This is a genomic window from Mixta intestinalis, assembly GCF_009914055.1.
Classification (GTDB): Bacteria; Pseudomonadota; Gammaproteobacteria; order Enterobacterales; family Enterobacteriaceae; genus Mixta; species Mixta intestinalis.
In genome coordinates this window covers 3,490,905-3,516,163 of the sequence record NZ_CP028271.1, presented here as the reverse complement: position 1 = coordinate 3,516,163, position 25,259 = coordinate 3,490,905, and the positions used below count along the sequence as shown (strand labels likewise).

At 54.1% G+C, this 25,259-nt stretch carries 17 protein-coding genes, 4 tRNA genes, 3 rRNA genes and 1 riboswitch; of the genes, 19 read left to right on the top strand and 5 right to left on the bottom strand.

Going from position 1 to position 25,259, the window contains the following annotated elements:
• The first annotated feature begins 2 nt into the window (after positions 1–2).
• On the top strand, positions 3–350 hold the full coding sequence (locus C7M51_RS16255) for a YijD family membrane protein (protein ID WP_160622671.1): 348 nt from the start codon (positions 3–5) through the stop codon (positions 348–350).
• A 92-nt stretch (positions 351–442) separates the two neighbouring features.
• On the opposite strand, the gene trmA is transcribed toward C7M51_RS16255, so the two are convergent.
• Entirely contained in the window at positions 443–1,543 is a 1,101-nt protein-coding gene (gene trmA / locus C7M51_RS16250) for a tRNA (uridine(54)-C5)-methyltransferase TrmA (RefSeq protein WP_160622670.1), read from the bottom strand.
• Between the two features lie 122 nt (positions 1,544–1,665).
• Positions 1,666–1,846, top strand: a riboswitch (cobalamin riboswitch).
• A 69-nt stretch (positions 1,847–1,915) separates the two neighbouring features.
• On the opposite strand from trmA, the gene btuB reads away from it, so the two are divergent.
• The 9 genes from btuB to C7M51_RS16205 all read left to right on the top strand — a co-directional run bounded on the left by btuB (position 1,916) and on the right by C7M51_RS16205 (position 10,338).
• A complete protein-coding gene (gene btuB / locus C7M51_RS16245; protein WP_160622669.1) occupies positions 1,916–3,793 on the top strand; it encodes a TonB-dependent vitamin B12 receptor BtuB in 1,878 nt (625 codons plus the stop codon).
• Positions 3,738–4,589 carry a glutamate racemase gene (gene murI / locus C7M51_RS16240; protein ID WP_160622668.1) on the top strand — a complete coding sequence of 284 codons (852 nt, stop codon included), beginning with the start codon at positions 3,738–3,740 and terminating at the stop codon, positions 4,587–4,589. The genes btuB and murI overlap by 56 nt, the downstream gene beginning before the upstream one ends.
• 326 nt (positions 4,590–4,915) lie before the next feature.
• Positions 4,916–6,457 (top strand): 16S ribosomal RNA (locus C7M51_RS16235).
• Between the two features lie 71 nt (positions 6,458–6,528).
• Positions 6,529–6,605: transfer RNA gene (locus C7M51_RS16230), tRNA-Ile, on the top strand.
• Positions 6,606–6,715: 110 nt separating this feature from the next.
• Positions 6,716–6,791: transfer RNA gene (locus tag C7M51_RS16225), tRNA-Ala, on the top strand.
• A gap of 179 nt (positions 6,792–6,970) precedes the next feature.
• Positions 6,971–9,876 (top strand): 23S ribosomal RNA (locus C7M51_RS16220).
• A 114-nt stretch (positions 9,877–9,990) separates the two neighbouring features.
• Positions 9,991–10,106: ribosomal RNA gene (gene rrf / locus C7M51_RS16215) — 5S ribosomal RNA — on the top strand.
• The 16S, 23S and 5S rRNA genes sit together here with 4 tRNA genes alongside, the layout of an rRNA operon.
• A gap of 71 nt (positions 10,107–10,177) precedes the next feature.
• Positions 10,178–10,254, top strand: a tRNA-Asp gene (locus tag C7M51_RS16210).
• Between the two features lie 8 nt (positions 10,255–10,262).
• Positions 10,263–10,338, top strand: a tRNA-Trp gene (locus tag C7M51_RS16205).
• 153 nt (positions 10,339–10,491) lie between these two features.
• On the opposite strand, the gene hdfR is transcribed toward C7M51_RS16205, so the two are convergent.
• Positions 10,492–11,319 (bottom strand): HTH-type transcriptional regulator HdfR, encoded by an 828-nt coding sequence (hdfR, locus tag C7M51_RS16200; protein ID WP_160622667.1) that lies wholly within the window; start codon positions 11,317–11,319, stop codon positions 10,492–10,494.
• Positions 11,320–11,440: 121 nt separating this feature from the next.
• On the opposite strand from hdfR, the gene C7M51_RS16195 reads away from it, so the two are divergent.
• Positions 11,441–11,779, top strand: a complete 339-nt coding sequence (locus tag C7M51_RS16195) for a MaoP family protein (protein ID WP_160622666.1) — start codon at positions 11,441–11,443, stop codon at positions 11,777–11,779.
• Between the two features lie 57 nt (positions 11,780–11,836).
• Here the strand turns inward: C7M51_RS16195 and C7M51_RS16190 are convergent, their stop codons facing one another.
• Positions 11,837–13,357 (bottom strand): YifB family Mg chelatase-like AAA ATPase, encoded by a 1,521-nt coding sequence (locus C7M51_RS16190; protein ID WP_160622665.1) that lies wholly within the window; start codon positions 13,355–13,357, stop codon positions 11,837–11,839.
• Between the two features lie 338 nt (positions 13,358–13,695).
• Between C7M51_RS16190 and ilvL the strand changes: the two genes are divergently transcribed.
• The 6 genes from ilvL (at position 13,696) to ilvA (ending at position 20,251) form a co-directional block, all read left to right on the top strand.
• A complete protein-coding gene (ilvL, locus tag C7M51_RS16185) occupies positions 13,696–13,794 on the top strand; it encodes an ilv operon leader peptide (RefSeq protein ID WP_071883719.1) in 99 nt (32 codons plus the stop codon).
• Between the two features lie 149 nt (positions 13,795–13,943).
• On the top strand, positions 13,944–15,590 hold the full coding sequence (gene ilvG, locus C7M51_RS16180) for an acetolactate synthase 2 catalytic subunit (protein WP_160622664.1): 1,647 nt from the start codon (positions 13,944–13,946) through the stop codon (positions 15,588–15,590).
• Entirely contained in the window at positions 15,587–15,844 is a 258-nt protein-coding gene (gene ilvM / locus C7M51_RS16175; RefSeq protein ID WP_160622663.1) for an acetolactate synthase 2 small subunit, read from the top strand. Before ilvG ends, ilvM begins: the two co-directional genes overlap by 4 nt.
• 18 nt (positions 15,845–15,862) lie before the next feature.
• On the top strand, positions 15,863–16,792 hold the full coding sequence (gene ilvE / locus C7M51_RS16170; RefSeq protein WP_160622662.1) for a branched-chain-amino-acid transaminase: 930 nt from the start codon (positions 15,863–15,865) through the stop codon (positions 16,790–16,792).
• A gap of 61 nt (positions 16,793–16,853) precedes the next feature.
• Positions 16,854–18,704 (top strand): dihydroxy-acid dehydratase, encoded by a 1,851-nt coding sequence (ilvD, locus tag C7M51_RS16165; protein WP_160622661.1) that lies wholly within the window; start codon positions 16,854–16,856, stop codon positions 18,702–18,704.
• A gap of 2 nt (positions 18,705–18,706) precedes the next feature.
• A complete protein-coding gene (gene ilvA / locus C7M51_RS16160; protein ID WP_160622660.1) occupies positions 18,707–20,251 on the top strand; it encodes a threonine ammonia-lyase, biosynthetic in 1,545 nt (514 codons plus the stop codon).
• Here ilvA and ilvY read toward each other — a convergent pair whose 3' ends face one another.
• Entirely contained in the window at positions 20,252–21,133 is an 882-nt protein-coding gene (ilvY, locus tag C7M51_RS16155) for an HTH-type transcriptional activator IlvY (protein ID WP_160622659.1), read from the bottom strand.
• A 165-nt stretch (positions 21,134–21,298) separates the two neighbouring features.
• Here ilvY and ilvC point away from each other — a divergent pair, with 165 nt between their 5' ends.
• The gene (gene ilvC / locus C7M51_RS16150) at positions 21,299–22,774 is read left to right on the top strand and encodes a ketol-acid reductoisomerase (RefSeq protein ID WP_160622658.1); all 1,476 of its coding nucleotides are present in this window, start codon (positions 21,299–21,301) and stop codon (positions 22,772–22,774) included.
• 54 nt (positions 22,775–22,828) lie between these two features.
• On the opposite strand, the gene ppiC is transcribed toward ilvC, so the two are convergent.
• Entirely contained in the window at positions 22,829–23,110 is a 282-nt protein-coding gene (gene ppiC, locus C7M51_RS16145; protein WP_160622657.1) for a peptidylprolyl isomerase PpiC, read from the bottom strand.
• An 83-nt stretch (positions 23,111–23,193) separates the two neighbouring features.
• On the opposite strand from ppiC, the gene rep reads away from it, so the two are divergent.
• Complete coding sequence (gene rep, locus C7M51_RS16140; RefSeq protein WP_160622656.1) at positions 23,194–25,218, top strand: DNA helicase Rep; 2,025 nt, start codon at positions 23,194–23,196, stop codon at positions 25,216–25,218.
• The last annotated feature ends 41 nt before the right edge of the window (positions 25,219–25,259 follow it).

The following is a 25,259-nucleotide window of genomic DNA, read 5'->3' as shown; positions in this document are numbered from 1 at the left end:
CTATGACAGATCAGAACCCTCGCGATAAAGGAACCCTGGTGCTGGCATTTATCACCGGCCTCGCGATTAATGGTTCTTTTTCGGCTCTTTTTAATACTTTTGTGCCGTTCTCTATTTTTCCCGTTCTTGCGCTGGGCCTTGCTGCCTGGAGCCTGCATCAACGTTATCTTGACCGCGCTATGCCAGAAGGCATGCCTTCACTGGCCGCTGCGTTTTTCCTGCTGGGTATTCTGCTTTATAGCGCCATTGTCCGCGCCGACTATCCCGAAATCGGCTCTAACTTTATTCCAACCGTTTTAATGGTGGCGCTAATCTTTTGGATTGGCAGCAAGCTGCGTAGGAAAAGCTGATGCCGGGGCGCTATCGGTGAGATAGCGCAAGCCCGTGAGAAGAAGCCTGTAGGGATCGCGGCTGGAAAGATCCCTACAGCTTCCGCCAGTTTTTAACGGCGCGTCAACAGAACGCCACACTCCATATGATGAGTGTAGGGAAACTGATCGAACAGCGCCAGACGGCGAATAGTGTGGGTTTGCGCCAACGTTTCCAGATTTTGACACAGCGTTTGCGGGTTACAGGAGATATAGAGGATCTGCGGATAGCCCTGCACCAGTTTTACCGTCTCTTCATCCAGCCCGCTACGCGGCGGATCGACAAAAATCGTTTCACACTGATAGCTCTGTAAATCGATACCCTGTAAACGGTTAAAGGTGCGTACGCCGTTCATCGCCTGGGTAAATTCCTCTGCTGCCATACGAATAATTTGTACATTATCAATCTGGTTGGCTGCGATATTGTACTGGGCCGCTGCGACCGAAGGTTTAGCGATCTCCGTTGCCAGCACCTGGCGGAAGTTACGCGCCAGCGCCAGTGAAAAGTTACCGTTGCCGCAGTACAGCTCCAGCAGATCGCCCTGCGCGCCCTTTGTGACATCCAGTGCCCACTCCAGCATCTGAATGTTCACCGCCGCGTTAGGCTGGGTGAAACTGTTCTCTATCTGACGATAGATCATATCGCGCCCAGCGACCGGCAGCCGTTCATCCACATAATCACGATCGAGGCAGATTTTGGTTTTAGTGGCGCGTCCAATCAGTTGTACGTCAATGCCCTGCGCCCGCAGCGCGTCACGTAATTCCTGCGCCGCCTGCTGCCACTCCTCATCAAGTTTGCGGTGATAAATCACAGAGATAGCGATCTGGTTACTGAGCGTGGAGAGATAATCAATCTGGAAAAGCTTGCGGCGTAGCACGTTATTGTCGCGGATCGCGGCGATCATCATTGGCATTAGCTGATTGATCAGCTGGCTGGCGGCCGGAAATTGATCGACGCGAATACGCTGGAGCGTCTGCTGATCGAACATGATGTGATAAAGATCGTCGCCTTCGTGCCAGATGCGAAATTCAGCGCGCATGCGATAGTGGCTGTCCGGCGAGCGAAACACCTCGACTTCCGGCGCAGAAAAGGCCGCCATCATCGTTTGCAGGCGCGTCACTTTTTCCGCGAGCTGGGCTTCATATTGTTCGACAGGCAGTTGTTCGGGCGTCATGGCTTTTCCTGATTGAATGGCAAACTTGCCGGGCGATTGTAGGGATTCACTGCGCGATGTCCAGCCTTCTCATGTTTAGTGAGAGCGGTTTCCTGGAAGTCTGGACATCCAAAAAGCGCGCTTGTAGACTGCGCGAGCCGGTCTCCTGCTGAGTTAAAAGGGAACCCAGTGCAATTCTGGGGCTGACGCGCAGCGGTAAAGAATGTCGTGGCGATAGCGAAAGCAGACACTGTCATTAGATGGGAAGTCATCGCCATATTATCGATTCTAAGCCCGAAGACCTGCCGGTAATACGTCGCACTTTACGGCTATCGCGTGCTATTGGCCGTACCTCTGCGGCATCCTGCTCGACCTTTTGGATGCTTTAATGAAATGTTGATAATGAAAAAAACGCCGCTGGCATTGGCTATTGCGGCACTTTCCTTCTGGGCGCAATCCGGCATCGCTGCCAGCAATAATGACAATATCGTCGTAACAGCAAACCGTTTTGCTCAGCCTGTCTCTTCCGTGCTGGCACCAACCACGGTTGTAACCCGTGACGATATCGATCGCTGGCAGGCGAAAAGCCTGGTAGATGTGATGCGCCGTCTGCCCGGCGTCAATTCAGCAGTTAACGGCGGCCTGGGGCAGCAAAGCTCGCTGTTTATCCGCGGCACTGAATCAGATCACGTGCTGATTTTGATTAACGGCGTGCGGCTTAATCAGGCTGGTATCAGCGGATCGTCCGATCTTAGCCAGATTCCGCTCTCGCTGGTTCAGCGTATTGAATATATTCGCGGCGCACGTTCCGCCGTATATGGCTCAGATGCTATTGGCGGCGTGATCAATATTATTACCGGGCGCGCGCAGCCGGGCAGCAGCTTAACGGCGGGTGTCGGTTCACACGGCTATCAGATGTATGATGGTGCAACGCAGCAAAAGCTGGGCGAGGCGACAACGCTCACGCTGGCGGGAGATTACACCTATACCAAAGGGTTCGATGTTAAGGCGGGTTATCCTAACGCTTATGGCCCGGCCCAGCCCGACCATGATGGCTTTATGAGTAAAACGCTGTATGGCTCGATTGAGCAGCAGTTTACCGATGAGCTTAGCGGCTTTATTCGCGGCTATGGCTTTAGCAACCGTAGCGCCTATGATTTCGATTACAGCTATGACAGTAGCTATACCCATGTATTAGGTATCAAAGATACGCGGCAGCTATACAGCCGCAACTGGGATAGTGGGCTGCGTTTTCAAAACGATATCTATTCAACGCAGCTAATCGCCAGCTACAGCCATACCAAAGATTATAACTATGACCCGCGCCTGGGCCGCTATAGCGCTATTACTACGCTCGACGATATTCAACAATATAACCTGCAGTGGGGTAATACGCTGCGCGTGGCGCAGGGAGAAGTCAGCGCTGGCGTGGACTGGCAGAAGCAGACCACGGAGCCGGGTACTAATTACCTGGCGCAGGGTTATGAACAACGCAATACAGGCCTCTACCTGACGGGGCAGCAGCAGTTTGGCAGCGTGACGCTGGAAGGGGCGGTACGTGGTGATGATAACAACCAGTTCGGCTGGCATAACACCTGGCAAAGCGCCGCCGCCTGGGAGTTTATCGAAGGCTATCGGCTTTTTGCCTCTTACGGCACCGCTTTCAAAGCACCTAACCTGGGGCAGGTCTATTCGCCGGGCTATGGCAATCCTGATCTTTCTCCAGAGAAGAGCAAACAGTGGGAAGGTGGCGTTGAAGGATTAACCCATGCGGTTAACTGGCGTGTATCAGCGTATCGTAATGATATCGACAATATGATTAATACCGATGCCTCTTACCGCTATTACAATATCCAGCAGGTGCGAATTAAAGGGATTGAGGCTACGGCGCAGTTTGATACCGGGCCGTTAAGCCATCAGGTTTCATATGACTATAACGATCCGCGTGATACGCAAACTGACCAGGTTCTGGCGCGTCGTGCCCGGCAGTTGGTGAAATATCAGCTGGACTGGATGCTGTCTGATTTCGACTGGTCATTAACCTGGCTTTATACCGGTTCGCGTTATGATACTGACTATAACAGCACGCCGTCACGCCGCGTGAAGCTGGGTGGTATGAGCCTGTGGGATCTTGCGGTTTCTTATCCTGTCACCTCTCGGCTGACGGTTCGTGGTAGAATCGCCAACCTGTTCGATAAAGATTACGAGACAGCGTATGGCTTCGAAACCCCAGGAAGAGAGTTCTACCTCACAGGAACTTACAGCTTCTAATCTGCGGCCTACCGTACTGGTATTTGATTCCGGTGTGGGCGGGCTGTCTGTCTATGATGAGGTCCGGCAATTATTGCCGGATCTTCACTATCTGTATGCCTTTGATAACGTCGCTTTTCCATATGGGGAAAAATCAGAAGCGTTTATCGTCGAGCGCGTTGTGGCGATCGTAGAAGCGGTAACCCGACGTTATCCTTTAGCGATGGTAATTGTGGCCTGTAATACGGCCAGCACCGTTTCTCTGCCTGCGCTACGAGCGCGCTTTGATTTTCCCGTTGTTGGCGTGGTGCCTGCCATCAAACCTGCCGCCAGATTGACGCGTAACGGCGTGGTAGGGCTACTGGCAACGCGGGCAACGGTACGCCGCTCCTATACGCACGATCTGATTGCTCAGTTTGCCAGTGAATGTAAGACCGAGATGTTAGGTTCGGGCGAGCTGGTGGAACTGGCAGAGATGAAGCTGCATGGTCAGACAGTTTCACTTGACGCGATTCGCCGTATCCTGCAGCCGTGGCTACGTATGGCAGAGCCGCCGGATACGGTAGTACTGGGCTGTACACATTTTCCTTTACTGGCTGAAGAATTGCAGGAAGTGCTGCCTGAAGGGACGCGTTTTATCGATTCAGGAGCCGCGATTGCCCGCCGAACCGTTTGGCTATTACAACATGACGCCCCTGATGCGCGTTCTTCTGATAGCAATATGGCTTTCTGTATGGAAATGACACCGGAAGCTGTACAATTAATGCCCGTTTTGCAGCGTTATGGCTTCGAAAAGTTGGAAAAACTCGCGCTTTGATGAAAAAAGCGACATACGAATCTTTTTTTGCAATTAGTACTTGTCAGCTGAAAAGAACTCCCTATAATGCGCCTCCACTGACACGGCACAACGGCTTCTGAGTCGGCCTGGTCAGGAAGAGAAAAGAAAATAAAACCTTGACTCTTCAGCGGGAAAGCATAATATATGCAGCCCGCGCCACAGCAGAATGTGGCACTGCTCTTTAACAATTTATCAGACAATCTGTGTGGGCACTCACGGAACGGATATCGCAAACTAATTGCAGTATCAAAGTCTCTGAGTGAACACGTAATTCATTACGACGTTTTTCTCTGAGCATCAGACTTTAATTGAAGAGTTTGATCATGGCTCAGATTGAACGCTGGCGGCAGGCCTAACACATGCAAGTCGAACGGTAGCGGGAAGAAGCTTGCTTCTTTGCCGACGAGTGGCGGACGGGTGAGTAATGTCTGGGAAACTGCCCGATGGAGGGGGATAACCACTGGAAACGGTGGCTAATACCGCATAACGTCTTCGGACCAAAGTGGGGGACCTTCGGGCCTCACGCCATCGGATGTGCCCAGATGGGATTAGCTTGTTGGTGGGGTAACGGCTCACCAAGGCGACGATCCCTAGCTGGTCTGAGAGGATGACCAGCCACACTGGAACTGAGACACGGTCCAGACTCCTACGGGAGGCAGCAGTGGGGAATATTGCACAATGGGCGCAAGCCTGATGCAGCCATGCCGCGTGTATGAAGAAGGCCTTCGGGTTGTAAAGTACTTTCAGCGGGGAGGAAGGGGTGAGCCTTAATACGGTTCGTCATTGACGTTACCCGCAGAAGAAGCACCGGCTAACTCCGTGCCAGCAGCCGCGGTAATACGGAGGGTGCAAGCGTTAATCGGAATTACTGGGCGTAAAGCGCACGCAGGCGGTCTGTCAAGTCGGATGTGAAATCCCCGGGCTCAACCCGGGAACTGCATCCGAAACTGGCAGGCTTGAGTCTCGTAGAGGGGGTAGAATTCCAGGTGTAGCGGTGAAATGCGTAGAGATCTGGAGGAATACCGGTGGCGAAGGCGGCCCCCTGGACGAAGACTGACGCTCAGGTGCGAAAGCGTGGGGAGCAAACAGGATTAGATACCCTGGTAGTCCACGCCGTAAACGATGTCGACTTGGAGGCTGTGAGCTTGACTCGTGGCTTCCGGAGCTAACGCGTTAAGTCGACCGCCTGGGGAGTACGGCCGCAAGGTTAAAACTCAAATGAATTGACGGGGGCCCGCACAAGCGGTGGAGCATGTGGTTTAATTCGATGCAACGCGAAGAACCTTACCTGGTCTTGACATCCACGGAAGACTGCAGAGATGCGGTTGTGCCTTCGGGAGCCGTGAGACAGGTGCTGCATGGCTGTCGTCAGCTCGTGTTGTGAAATGTTGGGTTAAGTCCCGCAACGAGCGCAACCCTTATCCTTTGTTGCCAGCGCGTGATGGCGGGAACTCAAAGGAGACTGCCGGTGATAAACCGGAGGAAGGTGGGGATGACGTCAAGTCATCATGGCCCTTACGACCAGGGCTACACACGTGCTACAATGGCGCATACAAAGAGAAGCGACCTCGCGAGAGCAAGCGGACCTCACAAAGTGCGTCGTAGTCCGGATCGGAGTCTGCAACTCGACTCCGTGAAGTCGGAATCGCTAGTAATCGTGGATCAGAATGCCACGGTGAATACGTTCCCGGGCCTTGTACACACCGCCCGTCACACCATGGGAGTGGGTTGCAAAAGAAGTAGGTAGCTTAACCTTCGGGAGGGCGCTTACCACTTTGTGATTCATGACTGGGGTGAAGTCGTAACAAGGTAACCGTAGGGGAACCTGCGGTTGGATCACCTCCTTACCAGCGGATACCATTCGGTGAAGTGCTCACACAGATTGTCTGATAGAAATAACGAGCAGTAAAACCCCGGCAGGCTTGTAGCTCAGGTGGTTAGAGCGCACCCCTGATAAGGGTGAGGTCGGTGGTTCAAGTCCACTCAGGCCTACCAATTCCTTCCAGCACTGCGTTATGGTTCCGGCTCGCATAGTTCACTATGCTTCGCGAAACCATGCCTTGTTCTGAAAGGAATGTTGGTGTGCGGGTTTTACCGAAATATCTGGGGCTATAGCTCAGCTGGGAGAGCGCCTGCTTTGCACGCAGGAGGTCAGCGGTTCGATCCCGCTTAGCTCCACCATCAACGCCCAGGTTGATGACCACTTCAGAATACATTCACGAATGTATTGTGAAGTATTGCTCTTTAACAATCCGGAACAAGCTGAAAATTTGAAAGAGCGGCTTTTTTTACAGAAGCCGTTCAGAGTCTCTCAATTTCTCGCACCGGTAAGTGTCTCACGAGACGCTTGCGGGTTGTGAGGTTAAGCGACGAAGCGTACACGGTGGATGCCCTGGCAGTCAGAGGCGATGAAGGGCGTGCTAATCTGCGATAAGCGCCGGTAAGGTGATATGAACCGCAATAACCGGCGATACCCGAATGGGGAAACCCAGTGCAATCCGTTGCACTATCATGTCATGAATACATAGTGGCATGAGGCGAACCGGGGGAACTGAAACATCTAAGTACCCCGAGGAAAAGAAATCAACCGAGATTCCCTGAGTAGCGGCGAGCGAACGGGGAAGAGCCCAGAACCTGAATCAGCGCGTGTGTTAGTGGAAGCGTCTGGAAAGGCGCACGGTACAGGGTGACAGTCCCGTACACAAAAGCGCATGCGCTGTGAGTTCGACGAGTAGGGCGGGACACGTGGTATCCTGTCTGAACATGGGGGGACCATCCTCCAAGGCTAAATACTCCTGACTGACCGATAGTGAACCAGTACCGTGAGGGAAAGGCGAAAAGAACCCCGGCGAGGGGAGTGAAACAGAACCTGAAACCGTGTACGTACAAGCAGTGGGAGCCTACTTGTTAGGTGACTGCGTACCTTTTGTATAATGGGTCAGCGACTTATATTCTGTAGCAAGGTTAACCGCATAGGGGAGCCGAAGGGAAACCGAGTCTTAACCGGGCGCTAAGTTGCAGGGTATAGACCCGAAACCCGGTGATCTAGCCATGGGCAGGTTGAAGGTTGGGTAACACTAACTGGAGGACCGAACCGACTAATGTTGAAAAATTAGCGGATGACCTGTGGCTGGGGGTGAAAGGCCAATCAAACCGGGAGATAGCTGGTTCTCCCCGAAAGCTATTTAGGTAGCGCCTCGTGAATTCATCTCCGGGGGTAGAGCACTGTTTCGGCTAGGGGGCCATCCCGGCTTACCAACCCGATGCAAACTGCGAATACCGGAGAATGTTATCACGGGAGACACACGGCGGGTGCTAACGTCCGTCGTGAAGAGGGAAACAACCCAGACCGCCAGCTAAGGTCCCAAAGTCATGGTTAAGTGGGAAACGATGTGGGAAGGCCCAGACAGCCAGGATGTTGGCTTAGAAGCAGCCATCATTTAAAGAAAGCGTAATAGCTCACTGGTCGAGTCGGCCTGCGCGGAAGATGTAACGGGGCTAAACCATGCACCGAAGCTGCGGCAGCGACACGTAAGTGTTGTTGGGTAGGGGAGCGTTCTGTAAGCCTGCGAAGGTGTGCTGTGAGGCATGCTGGAGGTATCAGAAGTGCGAATGCTGACATAAGTAACGATAAAGCGGGTGAAAAGCCCGCTCGCCGGAAGACCAAGGGTTCCTGTCCAACGTTAATCGGGGCAGGGTGAGTCGACCCCTAAGGCGAGGCCGAAAGGCGTAGTCGATGGGAAACGGGTTAATATTCCCGTACTCGGCGTTACTGCGAAGGGGGGACGGAGAAGGCTATGTTGGCCGGGCGACGGTTGTCCCGGTTTAAGCGTGTAGGCTGAGCATCCAGGCAAATCCGGATGCTTAAGGCTGAGGCGTGATGACGAGGCGCTACGGCGCTGAAGCAACAAATGCCCTGCTTCCAGGAAAAGCCTCTAAGCTCCAGGTAACGCGGAATCGTACCCCAAACCGACACAGGTGGTCAGGTAGAGAATACCAAGGCGCTTGAGAGAACTCGGGTGAAGGAACTAGGCAAAATGGTGCCGTAACTTCGGGAGAAGGCACGCTGGCGCGTAGGTGAAGGGACTTGCTCCCGGAGCCGAGGCCAGTCGAAGATACCAGCTGGCTGCAACTGTTTATTAAAAACACAGCACTGTGCAAACACGAAAGTGGACGTATACGGTGTGACGCCTGCCCGGTGCCGGAAGGTTAATTGATGGGGTTATCCGTAAGGAGAAGCTCTTGATCGAAGCCCCGGTAAACGGCGGCCGTAACTATAACGGTCCTAAGGTAGCGAAATTCCTTGTCGGGTAAGTTCCGACCTGCACGAATGGCGTAATGATGGCCAGGCTGTCTCCACCCGAGACTCAGTGAAATTGAACTCGCTGTGAAGATGCAGTGTACCCGCGGCAAGACGGAAAGACCCCGTGAACCTTTACTACAGCTTGACACTGAACACCGGTCCTTGATGTGCAGGATAGGTGGGAGGCTTTGAAGCGCGGACGCCAGTCCGCGTGGAGCCGCCCTTGAAATACCACCCTTTAATGGCTGGTGTTCTAACGTAGGCCCGTAATCCGGGCTGCGGACAGTGTCTGGTGGGTAGTTTGACTGGGGCGGTCTCCTCCCAAAGCGTAACGGAGGAGTACGAAGGTCAGCTAATCACGGTCGGACATCGTGAGGTTAGTGCAATGGCATAAGCTGGCTTGACTGCGAGAGTGACGGCTCGGGCAGGTGCGAAAGCAGGTCATAGTGATCCGGTGGTTCTGAATGGAAGGGCCATCGCTCAACGGATAAAAGGTACTCCGGGGATAACAGGCTGATACCGCCCAAGAGTTCATATCGACGGCGGTGTTTGGCACCTCGATGTCGGCTCATCACATCCTGGGGCTGAAGTAGGTCCCAAGGGTATGGCTGTTCGCCATTTAAAGTGGTACGCGAGCTGGGTTTAGAACGTCGTGAGACAGTTCGGTCCCTATCTGCCGTGGGCGCTGGAAGACTGAGAGGGGTTGCTCCTAGTACGAGAGGACCGGAGTGAACGCACCGCTGGTGTACGGGTTGTCATGCCAATGGCACTGCCCGGTAGCTACGTGCGGAAGAGATAAGTGCTGAAAGCATCTAAGCACGAAACTTGCCTCGAGATGAGTCTTCCCTGAGGCCTTTGAGCCTCCTGAAGGGACGTTGAAGACGACGACGTTGATAGGCCGGGTGTGTAAGCGCAGCGATGCGTTGAGCTGACCGGTACTAATGACCCGTGAGGCTTAACCTTACAACGCCGGAAGCGTTTTGGGGAAAGAGAGAGACGCGAGAATTTTCAGTTTGTTCACCGGATTAAAGCATCAAGCGGGAGCGGGTAAAAGCGCGTTCCGGCGACAAGAATTTGCCTGGCGGCGAGAGCGCGGTGGTCCCACCTGACCCCATGCCGAACTCAGAAGTGAAACGCCGCAGCGCCGATGGTAGTGTGGGGCTTCCCCATGCGAGAGTAGGGAACTGCCAGGCATCAAATTAAGGTAACGCCCGCGGGCGGAGCCGGTTATCAGCGGGGTTGTGCTGATAATGCAGTATTCGGTGGAGCGGTAGTTCAGTCGGTTAGAATACCTGCCTGTCACGCAGGGGGTCGCGGGTTCGAGTCCCGTCCGTTCCGCCACCCTATTTAGGGGCGTAGTTCAATTGGTAGAGCACCGGTCTCCAAAACCGGGTGTTGGGGGTTCGAGTCCCTCCGCCCCTGCCAGATAAAGGATCCTTTGCTAACGCAAAGGATTTTTTTTGCCTGCGATTCAGTCATTCCCTTTTGCCTTTGTTATGCCTTTCTGTACGAGGATGAGCATAATTTCTCTCATCCCTTCTGTTCGTAAAAACAAACGCGGTGGTAGTTGAACGACATTTATTGCTGTATCAATACCGGATATTTCAACAGCTGACGAATATGCGTCTGTTGATCGCTATTCTGTAGCCAAACGGCGTAAAGCGGCCTGACGGCAACTGGCGTATCGGGGATAACGGTTAAATCAGGATAGTGCTGCAGCCAGCAGTCCGGCAAAAATGCACAGGCACCGGTAGTATGCAGCAGCTGCCGGGTTAGATGCGCTGACGTGGTGGTTAGCACGGGTACATCATCGGCACCGGCCAGATAGCTTTCATGTTGATGGAAATCGGCACCCCATTCCAGCTTGATATAGTCATATTTTTCCTTCTTCTCGCTTTTACGAGAGCGAAATAGTGTTAGCGAAATATGGCCTATTTGCTGGCTGGTCAGTTCATCCATCTTCGGAGCTTCGGTTGTAATCAGCAGATCAAGCTGACGTTCATGCAGCTGTTTGACCAGTAGATGTCTTTGCGCAACGCGAGCTTCCAGATGCAGACTCTCACGATTTTCATACAGCGTCTGCAACCAGGGGGTCAGATAGGCTTCCCAGAGAGATGCACTGGCCCCGATAGAAAGCTCATGGTGCTGTTGCGTATGCGCCACTTCTTTTTTAGCCATTAGCCAGGTGCTCATCAGGCTTTCCGCGTAAGGAAGCAGCCGCTCACCTGCCGAAGTCAGGCGTATGTTATTGCGATGTCGGGTAAAAAGGTTCACGCCCAGCTGATTCTCCAGCTGTCTGATGCGAAAGCTGACCGCTGACTGTGTCAGGTAGAGCGCTTCTGCGGCGCGTCCAAAGTGACGTGTTCTGCTCACTTCAAGAAAGGTCTTCAGTAATTCCGTATCCACAGCCCACTCCAAAAATTTGTTTGTCGTAATGATTTAAATGTTTTGTTTTACACTCTGTCAAGCCTAACTAATACTCCGCGCCATAAATCGCACGGCCATAGAAGAGTTAGGAGCGTGTAAAATGGCGGATAGCTTCGCAACAAATAATCGTTTTTTTGATAACAAACACTACCCGCGTGGGTTTTCGCGTCACGGTGATTTCACTATAAAAGAAGCTCAGCTTCTCGAAAGACATGGTTACGCGTTTAATGAGCTTGATCTGGCCAGACGTGAGCCGGTGACAGAAGAAGAACGTCAGTTTATAGAAGTATGTCGTGGTTTACGTGAACCACAAACCGAAGCCGAGCGTGTGTGGAGTAAATATATGACGCGTATCAAGCGTCCAAAACGTTTCCATACGCTCTCTGGCGGTAAACCGCAGATGGAAGGTGTTGAAGACTATAGCGATACGGATGATTAATCCAACGCGCTTCGCGTCTTAAGCAGTTACGTGATGATGGGGCTGCGGCCCCATATCTCACTCCAGGTTTTTATGTAGATGAGCCAACATTCGGTCCATACCCCGATAGCTTAGCGCTTCAAGCAGATGCGTTCGCGTCAGCGTTTCCTCTTCCGCCAGATCGGCAATAGTCCGTGACACCTTTAGCAGTCGTTGCCATGCTCTGACTGAAAGTCCCAGCGTAATCAGTATCGATTCAAGCCACTCAGCATCTGCCGCAGAAAGCGCGCACCATTGTTGTACTTCACGGTTATCTAATAGCGCATTAATCTTTCCCTGTCGCGCCAGCTGGCGTTCCCGCGCTTTTAGCACCCTTAGTCGCACTTGAGCACTCTGTTCAGCCCCCTTTGAGGGCTGACTAAGCATACCGGCAGGCAATAGTGGGATCTCCAGAGAGAGATCGAAACGGTCCAGAAACGGACCCGACAGACGGCCAAGGTAACGTAATGTCTGCAACGGCGTACTGCGATTATGTTTACCTTCATAATGCCCGCCAGGACTGGGATTCATCGCGGCGATAAGCTGAAAGCGCGCAGGCCAGGTAACTTTTGCTCTGGTACGAGAGATCGTAATTTCCCCCGTTTCCAGTGGTTCACGCAATGCATCCAGAGTTTTTCGGCTGAATTCAGGCAGCTCATCCAAAAACAGAACACCATTGTGCGCCAGCGTAATCTCACCCGGCTGGGGGATAGCGCCGCCGCCTGTTAGCGCATAGAGCGTGGAACTATGGTGGGGGATGCGAAAAGGGCGTTTTCGCCATTGTTTATGTACGCCTCCGCGATTAATCAGGCTGGCAATGGTGGCGCACTCCAGCGCTTCACGATCGCTCAGAGGCGGTAACAGGCCAGTCAGGCGCATCGCCAGCATAGTTTTTCCTGTGCCGGGTGGACCAATAAGCAGTAGATTGTGTCCTCCCGCAGCGGATACTTCCAGAGCGCGCTTACCCTGTTGCTGTCCGACGATATCGCTTAAATCTTCCTTTTTCGCTTCATCATCTGGCAAATCTGCGCAACCAGACGCAAGCGATCGTTGAGCCGTCAGGAAAGCACATACTTCTGGAAGATTACTGGCGATTAGTGATTCGCCCTGTTTAACCAGGCCAACATCGTTACCATTTTCTGCCGGTACAATCAGCGTCCTTCCTGCATCGCTTGCCGCCATCGCAGCCGGAATAGCGCCCTGTACACCCCTTAAGGCCCCGCTTAGAGCAAGCTCACCCAGGAATTCAAACTGCGCCAGTTTGGCTTCAGGAAGCTGCTCTGAGGCAGCGAGAATAGCAATGGCAATAGGCAGATCGAAACGTCCACCTTCCTTGGGCAGATCGGCAGGTGCCAGATTGACGGTAATGCGTTTCGCAGGAAAGGTAAAACCGCTATTCAGAATAGCGCTGCGTACTCGGTCACGAGCCTCTTTTACCGTGGTTTCAGCTAATCCCACCAGTGAAAGGCCCGGCAATCCGTTGCTTATGTGAACTTCAACCGTAACCAGCGGCGCTTTGACGCCAAGGGCGGCACGCGTAGCTACATGGGATAAAGCCATAATCCCTCCTTATTTTGACTCGGAGGCAGTATGCGTAGTGTTCGGTACGAAGGCGATGGGTAATGAAGAAAGATACGCGCCTTCTCGAAAAGATTCTTGTAACGAGGGCGTTATTTGCAATAAGCCAACGGCAATAATGCCAGTAGTAAAACATCTATTTATTACGGCAGGGGCGTAATGAAAATTTTTCAATAATATTAATTTATTGAATTTTATGGATATTTTTATATTTTCTTGTCGCGCCCAAAAAATTAATCAATAAAAAGTGTTGTCGATCTATGCCTGTCTGTGTTACCTCTTTAGGCATTACTTCGAATAAGCGAAATTTTGAACATTATATGAAAGCCCTTCTACGAGTGATTAGCCTAGTCGTGATTAGCGTGGTGGTGATTATTATCACACCGTGCGGGGCTGCGCTCGGAGGAAGAAAGGCTTAAAAATCAAGCCTGAATCTAAAAGAACCCCCGCACCGAAAGGTCCGGGGGTTTTTTTATGGTCAGGCATCGGGACAGTCAATGAAAGAGGAACAAACAATGCACAGTAGCATAAAATGCTGTTGTTCCCGGCAAACGATAGGGGAATAACGATGACAGGCGCTCAGTGGGTGGTTCAAGTATTGCGTGCGCAGGGAGTTGATACCGTGTTTGGTTATCCCGGCGGTGCGATTATGCCGGTTTACGATGCGCTCTATGATGGCGGCGTCGATCACCTACTGTGTCGCCACGAGCAGGGCGCGGCAATGGCGGCTATCGGCTATGCACGTGCTACGGGTAAAACGGGCGTCTGCATTGCGACTTCCGGGCCGGGGGCGACAAACCTGATCACCGGCCTGGCTGATGCAATGATGGATTCTGTTCCGGTTGTAGCCATCACCGGGCAGGTCGCCGCGCCGCTGATTGGTACCGATGCTTTTCAGGAGATTGATGTTTTAGGCCTCTCGCTGGCCTGCACTAAACACAGTTTCCTGGTTGAATCGCTGGAATCGTTACCGGAAGTGATGGCTGAGGCGTTTGCGATTGCCCAGTCAGGGCGCCCGGGGCCGGTTCTGGTTGATATCCCGAAAGATATTCAAATTGCCAGCGCTGAACTGACGCCACATTTGCTGCCCGTTGCTGAAATACCAGCCTGCCCGCAGCAGGATTTGGAACAGGCCCGCATGCTGATCGCCCAGGCAAAAAAACCCGTGCTGTATGTAGGTGGCGGCGTAGGAATGGCGCAGGCTGTTCCGGCGTTACGTGAATTTATCCGACAGACTGGTATTCCCGCGGTAGCAACGCTGAAAGGGCTGGGCGCGCCGGATGCCAGCGATCCCTGTTATCTCGGCATGCTGGGTATGCATGGGACGAAAGCGGCGAATCTGGCCGTACAGCAGTGCGATCTGTTGATTGCTGTCGGCGCGCGTTTTGACGATCGCGTTACCGGTAAGCTGGATACCTTCGCCCCGCATGCCAGCGTTATCCATATGGATATCGATCCGGCAGAACTGAATAAGCTGCGTCGTGTGCATGTCGGTTTGCAGGGCGATCTGAATACGCAGTTGCTGGCGCTGGCGCAGCCGTGCCAGATCGATGAATGGCGTGCAGAAGTGATGACGTTAAAAGCCGGGCATAGCTGGCGTTACGATCATCCGGGCGAGGCTATCTACGCCCCGCTGTTTTTGCGCCAGCTGTCCGATCGTAAAGATGCCCGCACCGTGGTGACCACCGATGTCGGTCAGCACCAGATGTGGACGGCGCAGCATATGACCTTCACCGCACCTGAAAATTTTATTACTTCCAGCGGGCTGGGTACCATGGGATTTGGCCTGCCCGCCGCGATAGGCGCGCAGGTTGCCCGCCCTGAAGATACCGTTATCTGTGTTTCCGGCGATGGCTCTTTCATGATGAACGTGCAGGAACTGGGCACCATCAAACGTAAAGGGCTGCCGATCAAAATTGTTCTGCTGGATAACCAGCGCCTGGGGATGGTACGCCAGTGGCAGCAGCTGTTTTTTTCTGAGCGCTACAGCGAAACCAACCTTTCCGATAATCCCGATTTCCTGACGCTGGCAAGCGCTTTTGATATCCCAGGCCAGCGTATTACCCGTAAAGATCAGGTCGACGCTGCATTAGATGCTCTGCTGACCAGTAAAGGTCCCTGGTTGCTGCATGTGGCCATTAATGAGCTTGAAAACGTCTGGCCTCTGGTGCCGCCCGGTGCCAGCAATGCAAACATGATGGAGAAAATCGTATGAACCAGCACCAGTTGTCTATTGAAGCACGCTTTCGGCCTGAAGTTCTGGAGCGCATATTGCGGGTTATCCGTCATCGCGGCTTTCAGGTCTGCTCCATGAATATGGCCGCCGTCGCTAATGCTGAGAATATTAATATTGAAATGACCGTTGCCAGCCCACGTTCAGTCGATTTACTGTCAACACAGCTGTGCAAACTGATGGATGTCGCTTGCGTCCAGATCCAACAACAGACAACACAACAAATCCGCGCATAGTCGCTAAAGGAAATAAGAATGAGTACGAAGAAAGCAGACTTTATCTGGTTCAACGGCGAGATGGTGAAATGGGAAGAAGCGAAGGTCAGCGTGATGTCCCATGCCCTGCATTACGGTACGTCAGTTTTTGAAGGCGTCCGTTGCTATGACTCGCATAAAGGGCCGGTAGTCTTCCGTCATCGTGAACATATGCAGCGCCTGCACGACTCCGCCAAAATTTATCGCTTTCCGCTGAAGTATAGCGTGGATGAGCTGATGGCCGCCTGCCGCGACGTTCTGCGCGTGAACAAACTGAAAAGCGCCTATATCCGCCCGCTGGCATTTGTCGGCGACGTAGGCTTAGGGGTTAACCCGCCGGAAGGCTACGGTACGGACGTGATCATCGCCGCGTTCCCGTGGGGGGCTTACCTGGGTGCTGAAGCGCTGGATCAGGGCATCGACGCGATGGTTTCCTCATGGAACCGCGTGGCACCGAACACTATTCCTACCGCGGCTAAAGCGGGCGGCAACTATCTCTCCTCGCTGCTGGTTGGTAGCGAAGCGCGCCGTCACGGTTATCAGGAAGGCATTGCGCTGGATACTCACGGTTATATCTCTGAAGGTGCCGGTGAAAACCTGTTTGAAGTTAAAGACGGCATCCTCTTTACCCCGCCGTTCACCTCTTCCGCACTGCCGGGCATTACCCGTGATGCCATCATCAAGCTGGCAAAAGATGTCGGTATCGAAGTACGCGAGCAGGTGCTGTCACGTGAATCACTCTATCTGGCGGATGAAGTCTTTATGTCCGGTACGGCAGCGGAAATTACGCCGGTACGTAGCGTCGATGGTATTCAGGTTGGTGAAGGCAAATGTGGTCCGGTAACGAAACGCATTCAGCAGGCGTTCTTTGGCCTGTTTACCGGCGAAACTGAAGACAAATGGGGCTGGTTAGATCCCGTAAACCCATAAAACACCTTTTTGCGGGTGCCAGCCGTGCCCGCTTATTTATCCAGACTGGAGTAAACAGAGCATGCCCAAGTACCGTTCCGCAACGACCACCCACGGACGCAATATGGCTGGTGCCCGAGCCTTATGGCGCGCCACAGGAATGACCGACGCCGATTTTGGTAAGCCGATTATCGCCGTTGTTAACTCTTTCACCCAGTTCGTGCCTGGACATGTGCACCTGCGCGATCTCGGCAAGCTGGTAGCCGAACAAATTGAGGCCGCTGGCGGCGTTGCGAAAGAGTTCAACACCATCGCGGTCGATGACGGTATCGCCATGGGCCACGGCGGGATGCTCTATTCACTGCCGTCGCGCGAGCTGATTGCCGATTCGGTGGAGTATATGGTCAACGCCCACTGCGCGGATGCTATGGTCTGTATCTCCAACTGTGACAAAATCACGCCGGGAATGATGATGGCGGCGCTGCGTCTGAATATTCCGGTAATTTTCGTCTCCGGCGGGCCGATGGAAGCAGGTAAAACCAGGCTTTCCGATAAAATCATCAAGTTGGATCTGGTCGATGCGATGATTCAGGGTGCTAACCCGAACGTCAGCGATGCCGACAGCGAGCAGATTGAGCGCTCAGCCTGCCCGACCTGTGGCTCCTGCTCCGGTATGTTTACCGCGAACTCGATGAACTGCCTTACCGAAGCGCTGGGGCTTTCGCAGCCGGGCAACGGTTCGCTGCTGGCGACCCATGCCGATCGCAAGGAGCTGTTTATTAACGCTGGCAAACGCATTGTTACGCTGGCGAAGCGCTACTACGAGCAGGATGACGAAACGGCGCTGCCGCGCAATATCGCTACTAAAGCCGCGTTTGAAAACGCCATGACGCTGGATATCGCCATGGGCGGCTCCACTAACACCGTGTTGCACCTGCTGGCAGCGGCGCAGGAAGGTGAGGTGGACTTCAATATTTCCGATATCGATCGCCTGTCGCGTAAGGTGCCGCACCTGTGCAAAGTGGCACCCAGCACGCAGAAATATCATATGGAAGATGTCCATCGTGCAGGCGGCGTTATCGGTATTCTCGGTGAGCTGGATCGTGCCGGGCTGCTGGATACCCGCGTTCACAACGTGCTCGGCACTACGCTGCGTGAAACGCTTGATAATTACGACATTATGCTGACGCAGGATGAGGCGGTGAAGAAGATGTTCCGCGCCGGTCCGGCAGGTATCCGTACCACACAGGCGTTTTCGCAGGAGTGCCGCTGGGATACGCTGGATGACGATCGCCGCGAAGGCTGTATCCGTTCGCGCGAGTATGCCTTCAGTCAGGATGGCGGATTGGCGGTGCTCTACGGCAATATGGCAGAAGATGGCTGCATCGTTAAAACCGCTGGCGTAGATAAAGAGATTCTGACCTTCCGCGGCCCGGCCAAAGTGTATGAGAGCCAGGAAGATGCCGTTGAGGCGATTCTGGGCGGTAAAGTGGTTGCGGGCGATGTGGTAGTTATTCGTTACGAAGGGCCGAAAGGCGGGCCGGGGATGCAGGAAATGCTCTATCCCACCACCTACCTGAAATCGATGGGGCTGGGTAAAAGCTGTGCGCTGATTACCGATGGGCGTTTCTCCGGTGGCACCTCCGGTCTCTCTATCGGCCACGCCTCGCCGGAGGCGGCCAGCGGCGGCACCATTGCGCTGGTAAAAGATGGCGATATGATTGAAATCGATATTCCCAATCGCGGTATCCGTCTGGATGTACCGGACAGCGAGCTGCATGCCCGTCGTGAAATGGAAGAAGCGCGCGGTGAGGCCGCTTATACGCCGCATTCACGCCAGCGCCAGGTTTCTTTCGCGCTGCGCGCCTATGCCTCACTGGCAACCAGCGCTGATAAAGGCGCGGTACGTGATAAATCGAAGCTGGGAGGCTAAGGATGGCTGAATCACAACCCTTACCGGAGGCGCCCTGCGGCGCCGAATATCTGCATGCCGTGCTGCGCTCGCCGGTTTATGAAGTGGCGCAGGTCACGCCGTTACAAACTATGGAGAAAATTTCCGCGCGTCTCGGCAATACGATACTGGTAAAACGCGAAGATCGGCAGCCGGTGCACAGTTTCAAGCTGCGCGGCGCTTACGCGATGATCGCCGGGCTGAACGATGAACAGAAGGCACGCGGCGTGGTAACCGCTTCGGCTGGTAACCATGCGCAGGGTGTGGCACTTTCCGCCAGCAAACTGGGCATTACCTCGCTGATTGTGATGCCGGTAACCACGGCGGATATCAAAGTTGAGGCGGTGCGTGCGTTTGGCGGCGAGGCTTATCTCTACGGCGCGAATTTTGATGAGGCGAAAGCGAAAGCGATTGAACTGTCGCAGCAGCAGGGCTACACCTTTGTGCCGCCTTTTGATCATCCGGCGGTGATTGCCGGGCAGGGCACGCTGGCGATGGAACTGCTGCAACAGGACGCACATCTCGATCGCATCTTTGTACCGGTTGGCGGCGGCGGTCTGGCGGCAGGCGTTGCGGTGTTGATTAAACAGCTGATGCCGCAAATCAAAGTGATTGCGGTCGAGGCGGCAGACTCCGCCTGCCTGAAGGCGGCACTGGAGGCGGGCGAGCCGGTAGATCTGCCACGCGTTGGGCTGTTTGCTGAAGGCGTGGCGGTGAGGCGTATCGGCAACGAAACTTTTCGCCTCTGCCAGGCTTACCTGGATGATATCGTCACCGTCGACAGCGATGCTATTTGCGCGGCGATGAAAGATCTGTTTGAGGATGTGCGTGCCGTCGCAGAGCCATCCGGTGCGCTGGCGCTGGCGGGGATGAAAAAATATATCCAGCAGCATAATTTGCAGGGTGAGCGGCTGGCGCACATCCTTTCCGGTGCCAATGTTAACTTTCATGGTCTGCGCTATGTCTCGGAACGCTGTGAACTGGGTGAACAGCGTGAGGCGCTGCTGGCGGTCACCATTCCGGAGCAGCAGGGCAGTTTTCTTCGCTTCTGTCAGACGTTGGGCGGCAGGTCGGTAACCGAATTCAACTATCGTTACGCCGACGCGCATGACGCCTGTATCTTTGTCGGCGTACGGCTGGCGCGTGGCGCGGAAGAGCGCCAGGAGATCGTTAGCGAGCTAACCGCAAACGGCTATCAGGTGGTCGATCTCTCTGATGATGAGATGGCCAAGCTACATGTGCGCTATATGGTTGGCGGGCGTCCTTCCAAGCCGCTGTGCGAGCGCCTGTTCAGCTTCGAGTTCCCGGAAGCACCCGGCGCGCTGCTGAAATTCCTGCAAACGCTCGGCACCCACTGGAATATTTCGCTGTTTCACTATCGTAGCCACGGCACCGATTACGGGCGCGTGCTGGCCGCGTTTGAATTGGGCGACGACGAGCCGCGCTTTGAGGAGCACCTGACCGCGTTGGGCTACGATTTTCATGATGAGAGCCAGAATCCGGCGTTTCGCTTCTTCCTGGCGGGTTGATTAAAGCAGCTGCCAGAAGGCCTTCATCAGCGGTTCGCCGAGCCGCTTTTTCTGTACGCAGACGCCCAGCTCAAAAGGCGCGACGGCGTCGATATCATCCAGCACCAGCACCCGGTTGCGCACCGGGTCCGGGCTGTTTTCCAGCACCACATCCGGCAGCAGGGCAATACCGCAGCCCAGCGCCACCATAGAAACAATTGCTTCATGGCCGGAAACGGTAGCGTAAATCTGCGGATTAGCGATGCGTTGGCGGCGGAACCAGAGGTCAATACGACGCCGTGCCGGGCCCTGCTCCGGCAGAATAAAGGGGATCTGCGCCCAGTCCGGTTCCGGCTGTGTCGCCTGTTGGCGCACCGGGCAGGGCAGTGCTGGCGCAATCAGCACCAGCGGAATATGCCCCAGCGGTGTGAAATCGATGCTGGCGGGCAGGCTGTCAGGTCGTCCGGCAATTGCCAGATCGGCGTCGCCGCTGTGCACTTTTTCCACCGCGTCGGCGGCATCACCGGTGGTGAGTTTAATTTCTACCTGCGGATGCTCAGCACGAAAACGATCGAGGATCGGCGGCAGATGGCTATAGGCGGCAGTCACCGAGCAGAAAAGTTTTAGCTCACCGCTTAGCGAAGGGCCGTTTTGATCCATTGCGTGACGCATCTGCTGATATTGCAGCAGCGTTTGCTGGGCGAACTGGCGTAGCTGCTCGCCCGCCTCAGTCAATGTAACGGTGCGGTTATCGCGTAAAAACAGGCTCTGGCCGAGATCGTCTTCCAGGCGCTGTATCTGGCGTGACAGCGTGGATGGCGAAACATGCATTGCGCGGGCGGTGCGCCCGAAGTGGCGGCTTTCAGCCAAATGTAAAAAAAGCTTCAGGTCTCGTAAATCCATGCGATTCAGGCCTCGTTTTTACGTTGCAGTTATTGCAATGCAGCGTTGTTAATATATCAATTTAAGCAACGGATTTCCTGTCATATGATGGGGCTATCAGAAAGCGAGCCTTAACAGGATTCGCGACAAAAATAACGGTAAACACAACCTCAAAACGGAGTGCCCATGGCTAACTATTTCAATACTTTGAACCTGCGTCAGCAGCTGGCGCAATTAGGTAAATGCCGCTTTATGACGCGCGATGAATTTGCTGATGAAGCAAGTTACCTGAAAGGGAAAAAAGTCGTTATCGTTGGCTGTGGTGCCCAGGGCCTTAACCAGGGCCTCAATATGCGCGACTCCGGGCTGGACGTGGCTTATGCGCTGCGCGCCGAAGCGATTGCGGAAAAACGAGCTTCCTGGCGTAAGGCGACGGAAAACGGCTTTAAGGTGGGCACCTATGAAGAGCTGATTCCACAGGCCGATCTGGTGGTTAACCTGACGCCGGACAAACAGCACTCTTCCGTGGTTAAGGCGGTACAGCCGATGATGAAAGATGGTGCCGCGCTGGGTTACTCGCACGGCTTCAACATCGTCGAAGTGGGCGAGGCGATCCGTAAAGATATTACCGTGGTGATGGTAGCACCGAAATGCCCCGGCACAGAAGTGCGCGAAGAGTATAAGCGTGGTTTTGGCGTGCCGACGCTGATTGCAGTACACCCGGAAAACGATCCCAAAGGCGAAGGTATGGCAATTGCCAAGGCCTGGGCTGCGGCTACCGGCGGTCATCGTGCGGGCGTGCTGGAATCTTCTTTCGTCGCCGAAGTGAAATCTGACCTGATGGGCGAGCAGACCATTCTTTGCGGTATGTTGCAGGCGGGCTCGCTGCTCTGCTACGACAAGCTGGTGGCAGAGGGTGCCGATCCGGCCTGGGCGGGCAAACTGTTGCAGTTCGGCTGGGAAACGATCACCGAATCGCTGAAGCACGGCGGCATTACGCTGATGATGGACCGTCTGTCCAACACGGCGAAACTGCGCGCCTTCGCGCTGTCAGAGCAGCTGAAAACCATTATGGCACCGCTGTTCCAGAAGCATATGGACGATATCATCTCCGGCGAGTTCTCTTCCGGTATGATGGCGGACTGGGCGAACGATGATAAAAAACTGCTGACCTGGCGTGAAGAAACCGGCCAGACCGCTTTTGAAAATGCGCCGCAGTATGATGGCAAAATTTCCGAGCAGGAGTATTACGATTACGGTGTGCTGATGGTGGCAATGGTTAAAGCGGGCGTTGAGCTGGCGTTCGAAACCATGGTGGATTCCGGCATTATTGCTGAATCCGCCTACTACGAATCGCTGCATGAGCTGCCGCTGATTGCCAATACTATCGCCCGTAAGCGTCTGTATGAAATGAACGTGGTTATCTCTGATACCGCTGAGTATGGCAACTACCTGTTCGCTAACGCGGCAGTCCCGCTGTTGAAAGAGTTTATGACCACGTTGCAGGCGGGCGACTTAGGTAAAGCGGTTGCGCCTGCGGCGGTAGATAACGCTCAGTTGCGCGACGTGAATGAGGCGGTACGCAACCATCCAATCGAAGCGGTAGGCCGCAAACTGCGCGGCTACATGACCGATATGAAGCGCATCTCCGTTGCTGGCTAAGGTTTTAATCAGCAGGAGATAACCCGACGGGAGAGCCTGCGCTCTCCCGTTTTGTTAGTTACGGTACAGCACTTTAATAATGTGGTAGCCGAACTGCGTATGCAGCGGGCCGTAAGGCGTCAGCAACGGGCAGGAAAACACCACTTTATCAAACGCAGGCACCATCGCGCCTTTCTTGAATTCACCCAGATGGCCACCTTTACGCCCACTCGGGCAGGTGGAGTGTTTTTTTGCCAGCTTTTCAAAGTCAGCGCCGTTTTCCAGCTGTGCCAGAAGCTCCTGCGCCAGTTTCTCTTCCTTTACAAGGATATGCATTGCCGCTGCGGTTTTTGCCATGATCGTGCCTTGAGTCGTATGGATGCTGCTGGATATACTACCACGCTGTTAATTAACCCTCCTCCTTTTCACTGAGTACTTCTATGCGTCTTAATCCCAGCCAACAACACGCTGTCGAATTTGTTACCGGCCCTTGCCTGGTGCTGGCTGGCGCGGGTTCCGGCAAGACGCGCGTCATTACCAATAAAATCGCTCATCTGATCCGTGAGTGCGGTTATCAGGCGCGGCACATCGCTGCCGTCACCTTTACCAATAAAGCGTCGCGTGAGATGAAAGAGCGCGTGGCGCAAACGCTGGGCCGCAAAGAGGCGCGCGGCCTGATGATCTCCACTTTCCATACGCTGGGGCTGGAGATCATCAAGCGCGAATATGCAGCGCTGGGGATGAAATCTAACTTTTCGCTGTTTGACGATCAGGATCAGCTGGCATTGTTGAAGGATCTTACCGAGCAGTGGCTGGAAAACGATAAGACCCTGCTACAGCAGCTGATCTCAATGATTTCAAACTGGAAAAACGATCTGATCGATCCCCTTCAGGCGCAGGGGCGCGTCCAGTCGGAGCGCGATCGTATTTTTGCGCACTGCTATGAGTTGTACGATCGCCACCTGAAATCCTGTAACGTGCTCGACTTTGACGATCTGATCCTGCTGCCGACGCTGCTGTTGCAGCGTAACCAGGAGGTGCGTGAACGTTGGCAACAGCGTATCCGCTATCTGCTGGTGGATGAGTATCAGGATACCAACACCAGCCAGTATGAACTGGTAAAGCTGCTGGTGGGCGCGCGGGCGCGCTTTACCGTGGTAGGCGATGACGACCAGTCGATTTACTCCTGGCGTGGTGCCAGACCGCAAAACCTGGTACTGCTGAAAGAGGATTTTCCGGCACTACAGGTGATTAAGCTGGAGCAGAATTACCGCTCCACCGGACGTATTCTGAAAGCGGCGAACATCCTGATCGCCAACAACCCGCATGTCTTCGAGAAACGGCTGTTTTCTGAGCTGGGCTACGGCGTTGAGCTGAAGGTGCTTAGCGCCAATCATGAAGATCATGAGGCGGAGCGCGTCACCGGCGAGCTTATCGCCCATCACTTTATTAATAAAACGCAGTACAAGGATTACGCCATTCTCTATCGCGGCAACCACCAGTCGCGGGTGTTTGAGAAAATGTTGATGCAGAACCGCATCCCCTATCGTATTTCGGGCGGCACCTCATTTTTCTCGCGCCCGGAGATTAAGGATCTGCTCGCTTATCTGCGCGTATTAACCAACCCGAATGATGACAGCGCTTTCCTGCGTATTATCAACACGCCGCGGCGTGAAATCGGCCCGGCAACGTTGCAAAAGCTGGGTGAGTGGGCCAACCAGCGCAATAAGAGCCTGTTTACGGCCAGCTTCGATCTGGGGCTGAGCCAGACGCTTACCGGGCGTGGGCTGGAGAGCCTGCAACGCTTTACCGGCTGGCTACAGGAGATTGCGCAGCGTGCGGAACGTGAGCCAATCATTGCCGTGCGCGATCTGATTCGCGGCATCGATTATGAAAGCTGGCTGTTCGAAACCTCTCCCAGCCCGAAAGCGGCGGAGATGCGCATGAAAAACGTCAATACACTGTTCCAGTGGATGACGGAAATGCTGGAAGGCAGCGATATTGATGAGCCAATGACCCTGACGCAGGTGGTCACGCGTTTCACGCTGCGCGATATGATGGAGCGCGGTGAAAGCGATGAGGAGCTGGATCAGGTACAGCTGATGACGCTGCATGCTTCTAAAGGGCTGGAGTTCCCCTATGTCTATCTGGTTGGCATGGAGGAGGGGCTATTGCCGCATCAAAGCAGCATTGATGAAGATAATATCGAGGAAGAGCGGCGTCTGGCCTACGTGGGCATTACCCGTGCGCAGAAGGAGCTGACCTTTACGCTATGCCGCGAGCGGCGGCAGTATGGCGAACTGGTGCGCCCTGAACCGAGCCGCTTCCTGCTTGAACTGCCGCAGGACGATTTGATGTGGGAAACCGAGCGGAAAGTCGTAAGTGCGGAAGAACGGATGAAAACCGGGCAGAGCCGCGTGGCGGGCCTGCGGGCAATGCTGGATAAAGCGAAAAAAGGCGCATAAAAAAACGGGACAGCGTTTGAGTAAGCTGTCCCGGATTAAAT

Excerpts from the sequence above, each read along its gene's own strand:
- C7M51_RS16255 (WP_160622671.1), top strand. The coding sequence starts at position 3 with ATGACAGATCAGAACCCTCGCGATAAAGGAACCCTGGTGCTGGCATTT.
- trmA (WP_160622670.1), bottom strand. The coding sequence starts at position 1,543 with ATGACGCCCGAACAACTGCCTGTCGAACAATATGAAGCCCAGCTCGCG.
- btuB (WP_160622669.1), top strand. The coding sequence starts at position 1,916 with ATGTTGATAATGAAAAAAACGCCGCTGGCATTGGCTATTGCGGCACTT.
- murI (WP_160622668.1), top strand. The coding sequence starts at position 3,738 with ATGGCTTCGAAACCCCAGGAAGAGAGTTCTACCTCACAGGAACTTACA.
- C7M51_RS16195 (WP_160622666.1), top strand. The coding sequence starts at position 11,441 with ATGGCGGATAGCTTCGCAACAAATAATCGTTTTTTTGATAACAAACAC.
- C7M51_RS16190 (WP_160622665.1), bottom strand. The coding sequence starts at position 13,357 with ATGGCTTTATCCCATGTAGCTACGCGTGCCGCCCTTGGCGTCAAAGCG.
- ilvL (WP_071883719.1), top strand. The coding sequence starts at position 13,696 with ATGAAAGCCCTTCTACGAGTGATTAGCCTAGTCGTGATTAGCGTGGTG.
- ilvG (WP_160622664.1), top strand. The coding sequence starts at position 13,944 with ATGACAGGCGCTCAGTGGGTGGTTCAAGTATTGCGTGCGCAGGGAGTT.
- ilvM (WP_160622663.1), top strand. The coding sequence starts at position 15,587 with ATGAACCAGCACCAGTTGTCTATTGAAGCACGCTTTCGGCCTGAAGTT.
- ilvE (WP_160622662.1), top strand. The coding sequence starts at position 15,863 with ATGAGTACGAAGAAAGCAGACTTTATCTGGTTCAACGGCGAGATGGTG.
- ilvD (WP_160622661.1), top strand. The coding sequence starts at position 16,854 with ATGCCCAAGTACCGTTCCGCAACGACCACCCACGGACGCAATATGGCT.
- ilvA (WP_160622660.1), top strand. The coding sequence starts at position 18,707 with ATGGCTGAATCACAACCCTTACCGGAGGCGCCCTGCGGCGCCGAATAT.
- ilvY (WP_160622659.1), bottom strand. The coding sequence starts at position 21,133 with ATGGATTTACGAGACCTGAAGCTTTTTTTACATTTGGCTGAAAGCCGC.
- ilvC (WP_160622658.1), top strand. The coding sequence starts at position 21,299 with ATGGCTAACTATTTCAATACTTTGAACCTGCGTCAGCAGCTGGCGCAA.
- ppiC (WP_160622657.1), bottom strand. The coding sequence starts at position 23,110 with ATGGCAAAAACCGCAGCGGCAATGCATATCCTTGTAAAGGAAGAGAAA.
- rep (WP_160622656.1), top strand. The coding sequence starts at position 23,194 with ATGCGTCTTAATCCCAGCCAACAACACGCTGTCGAATTTGTTACCGGC.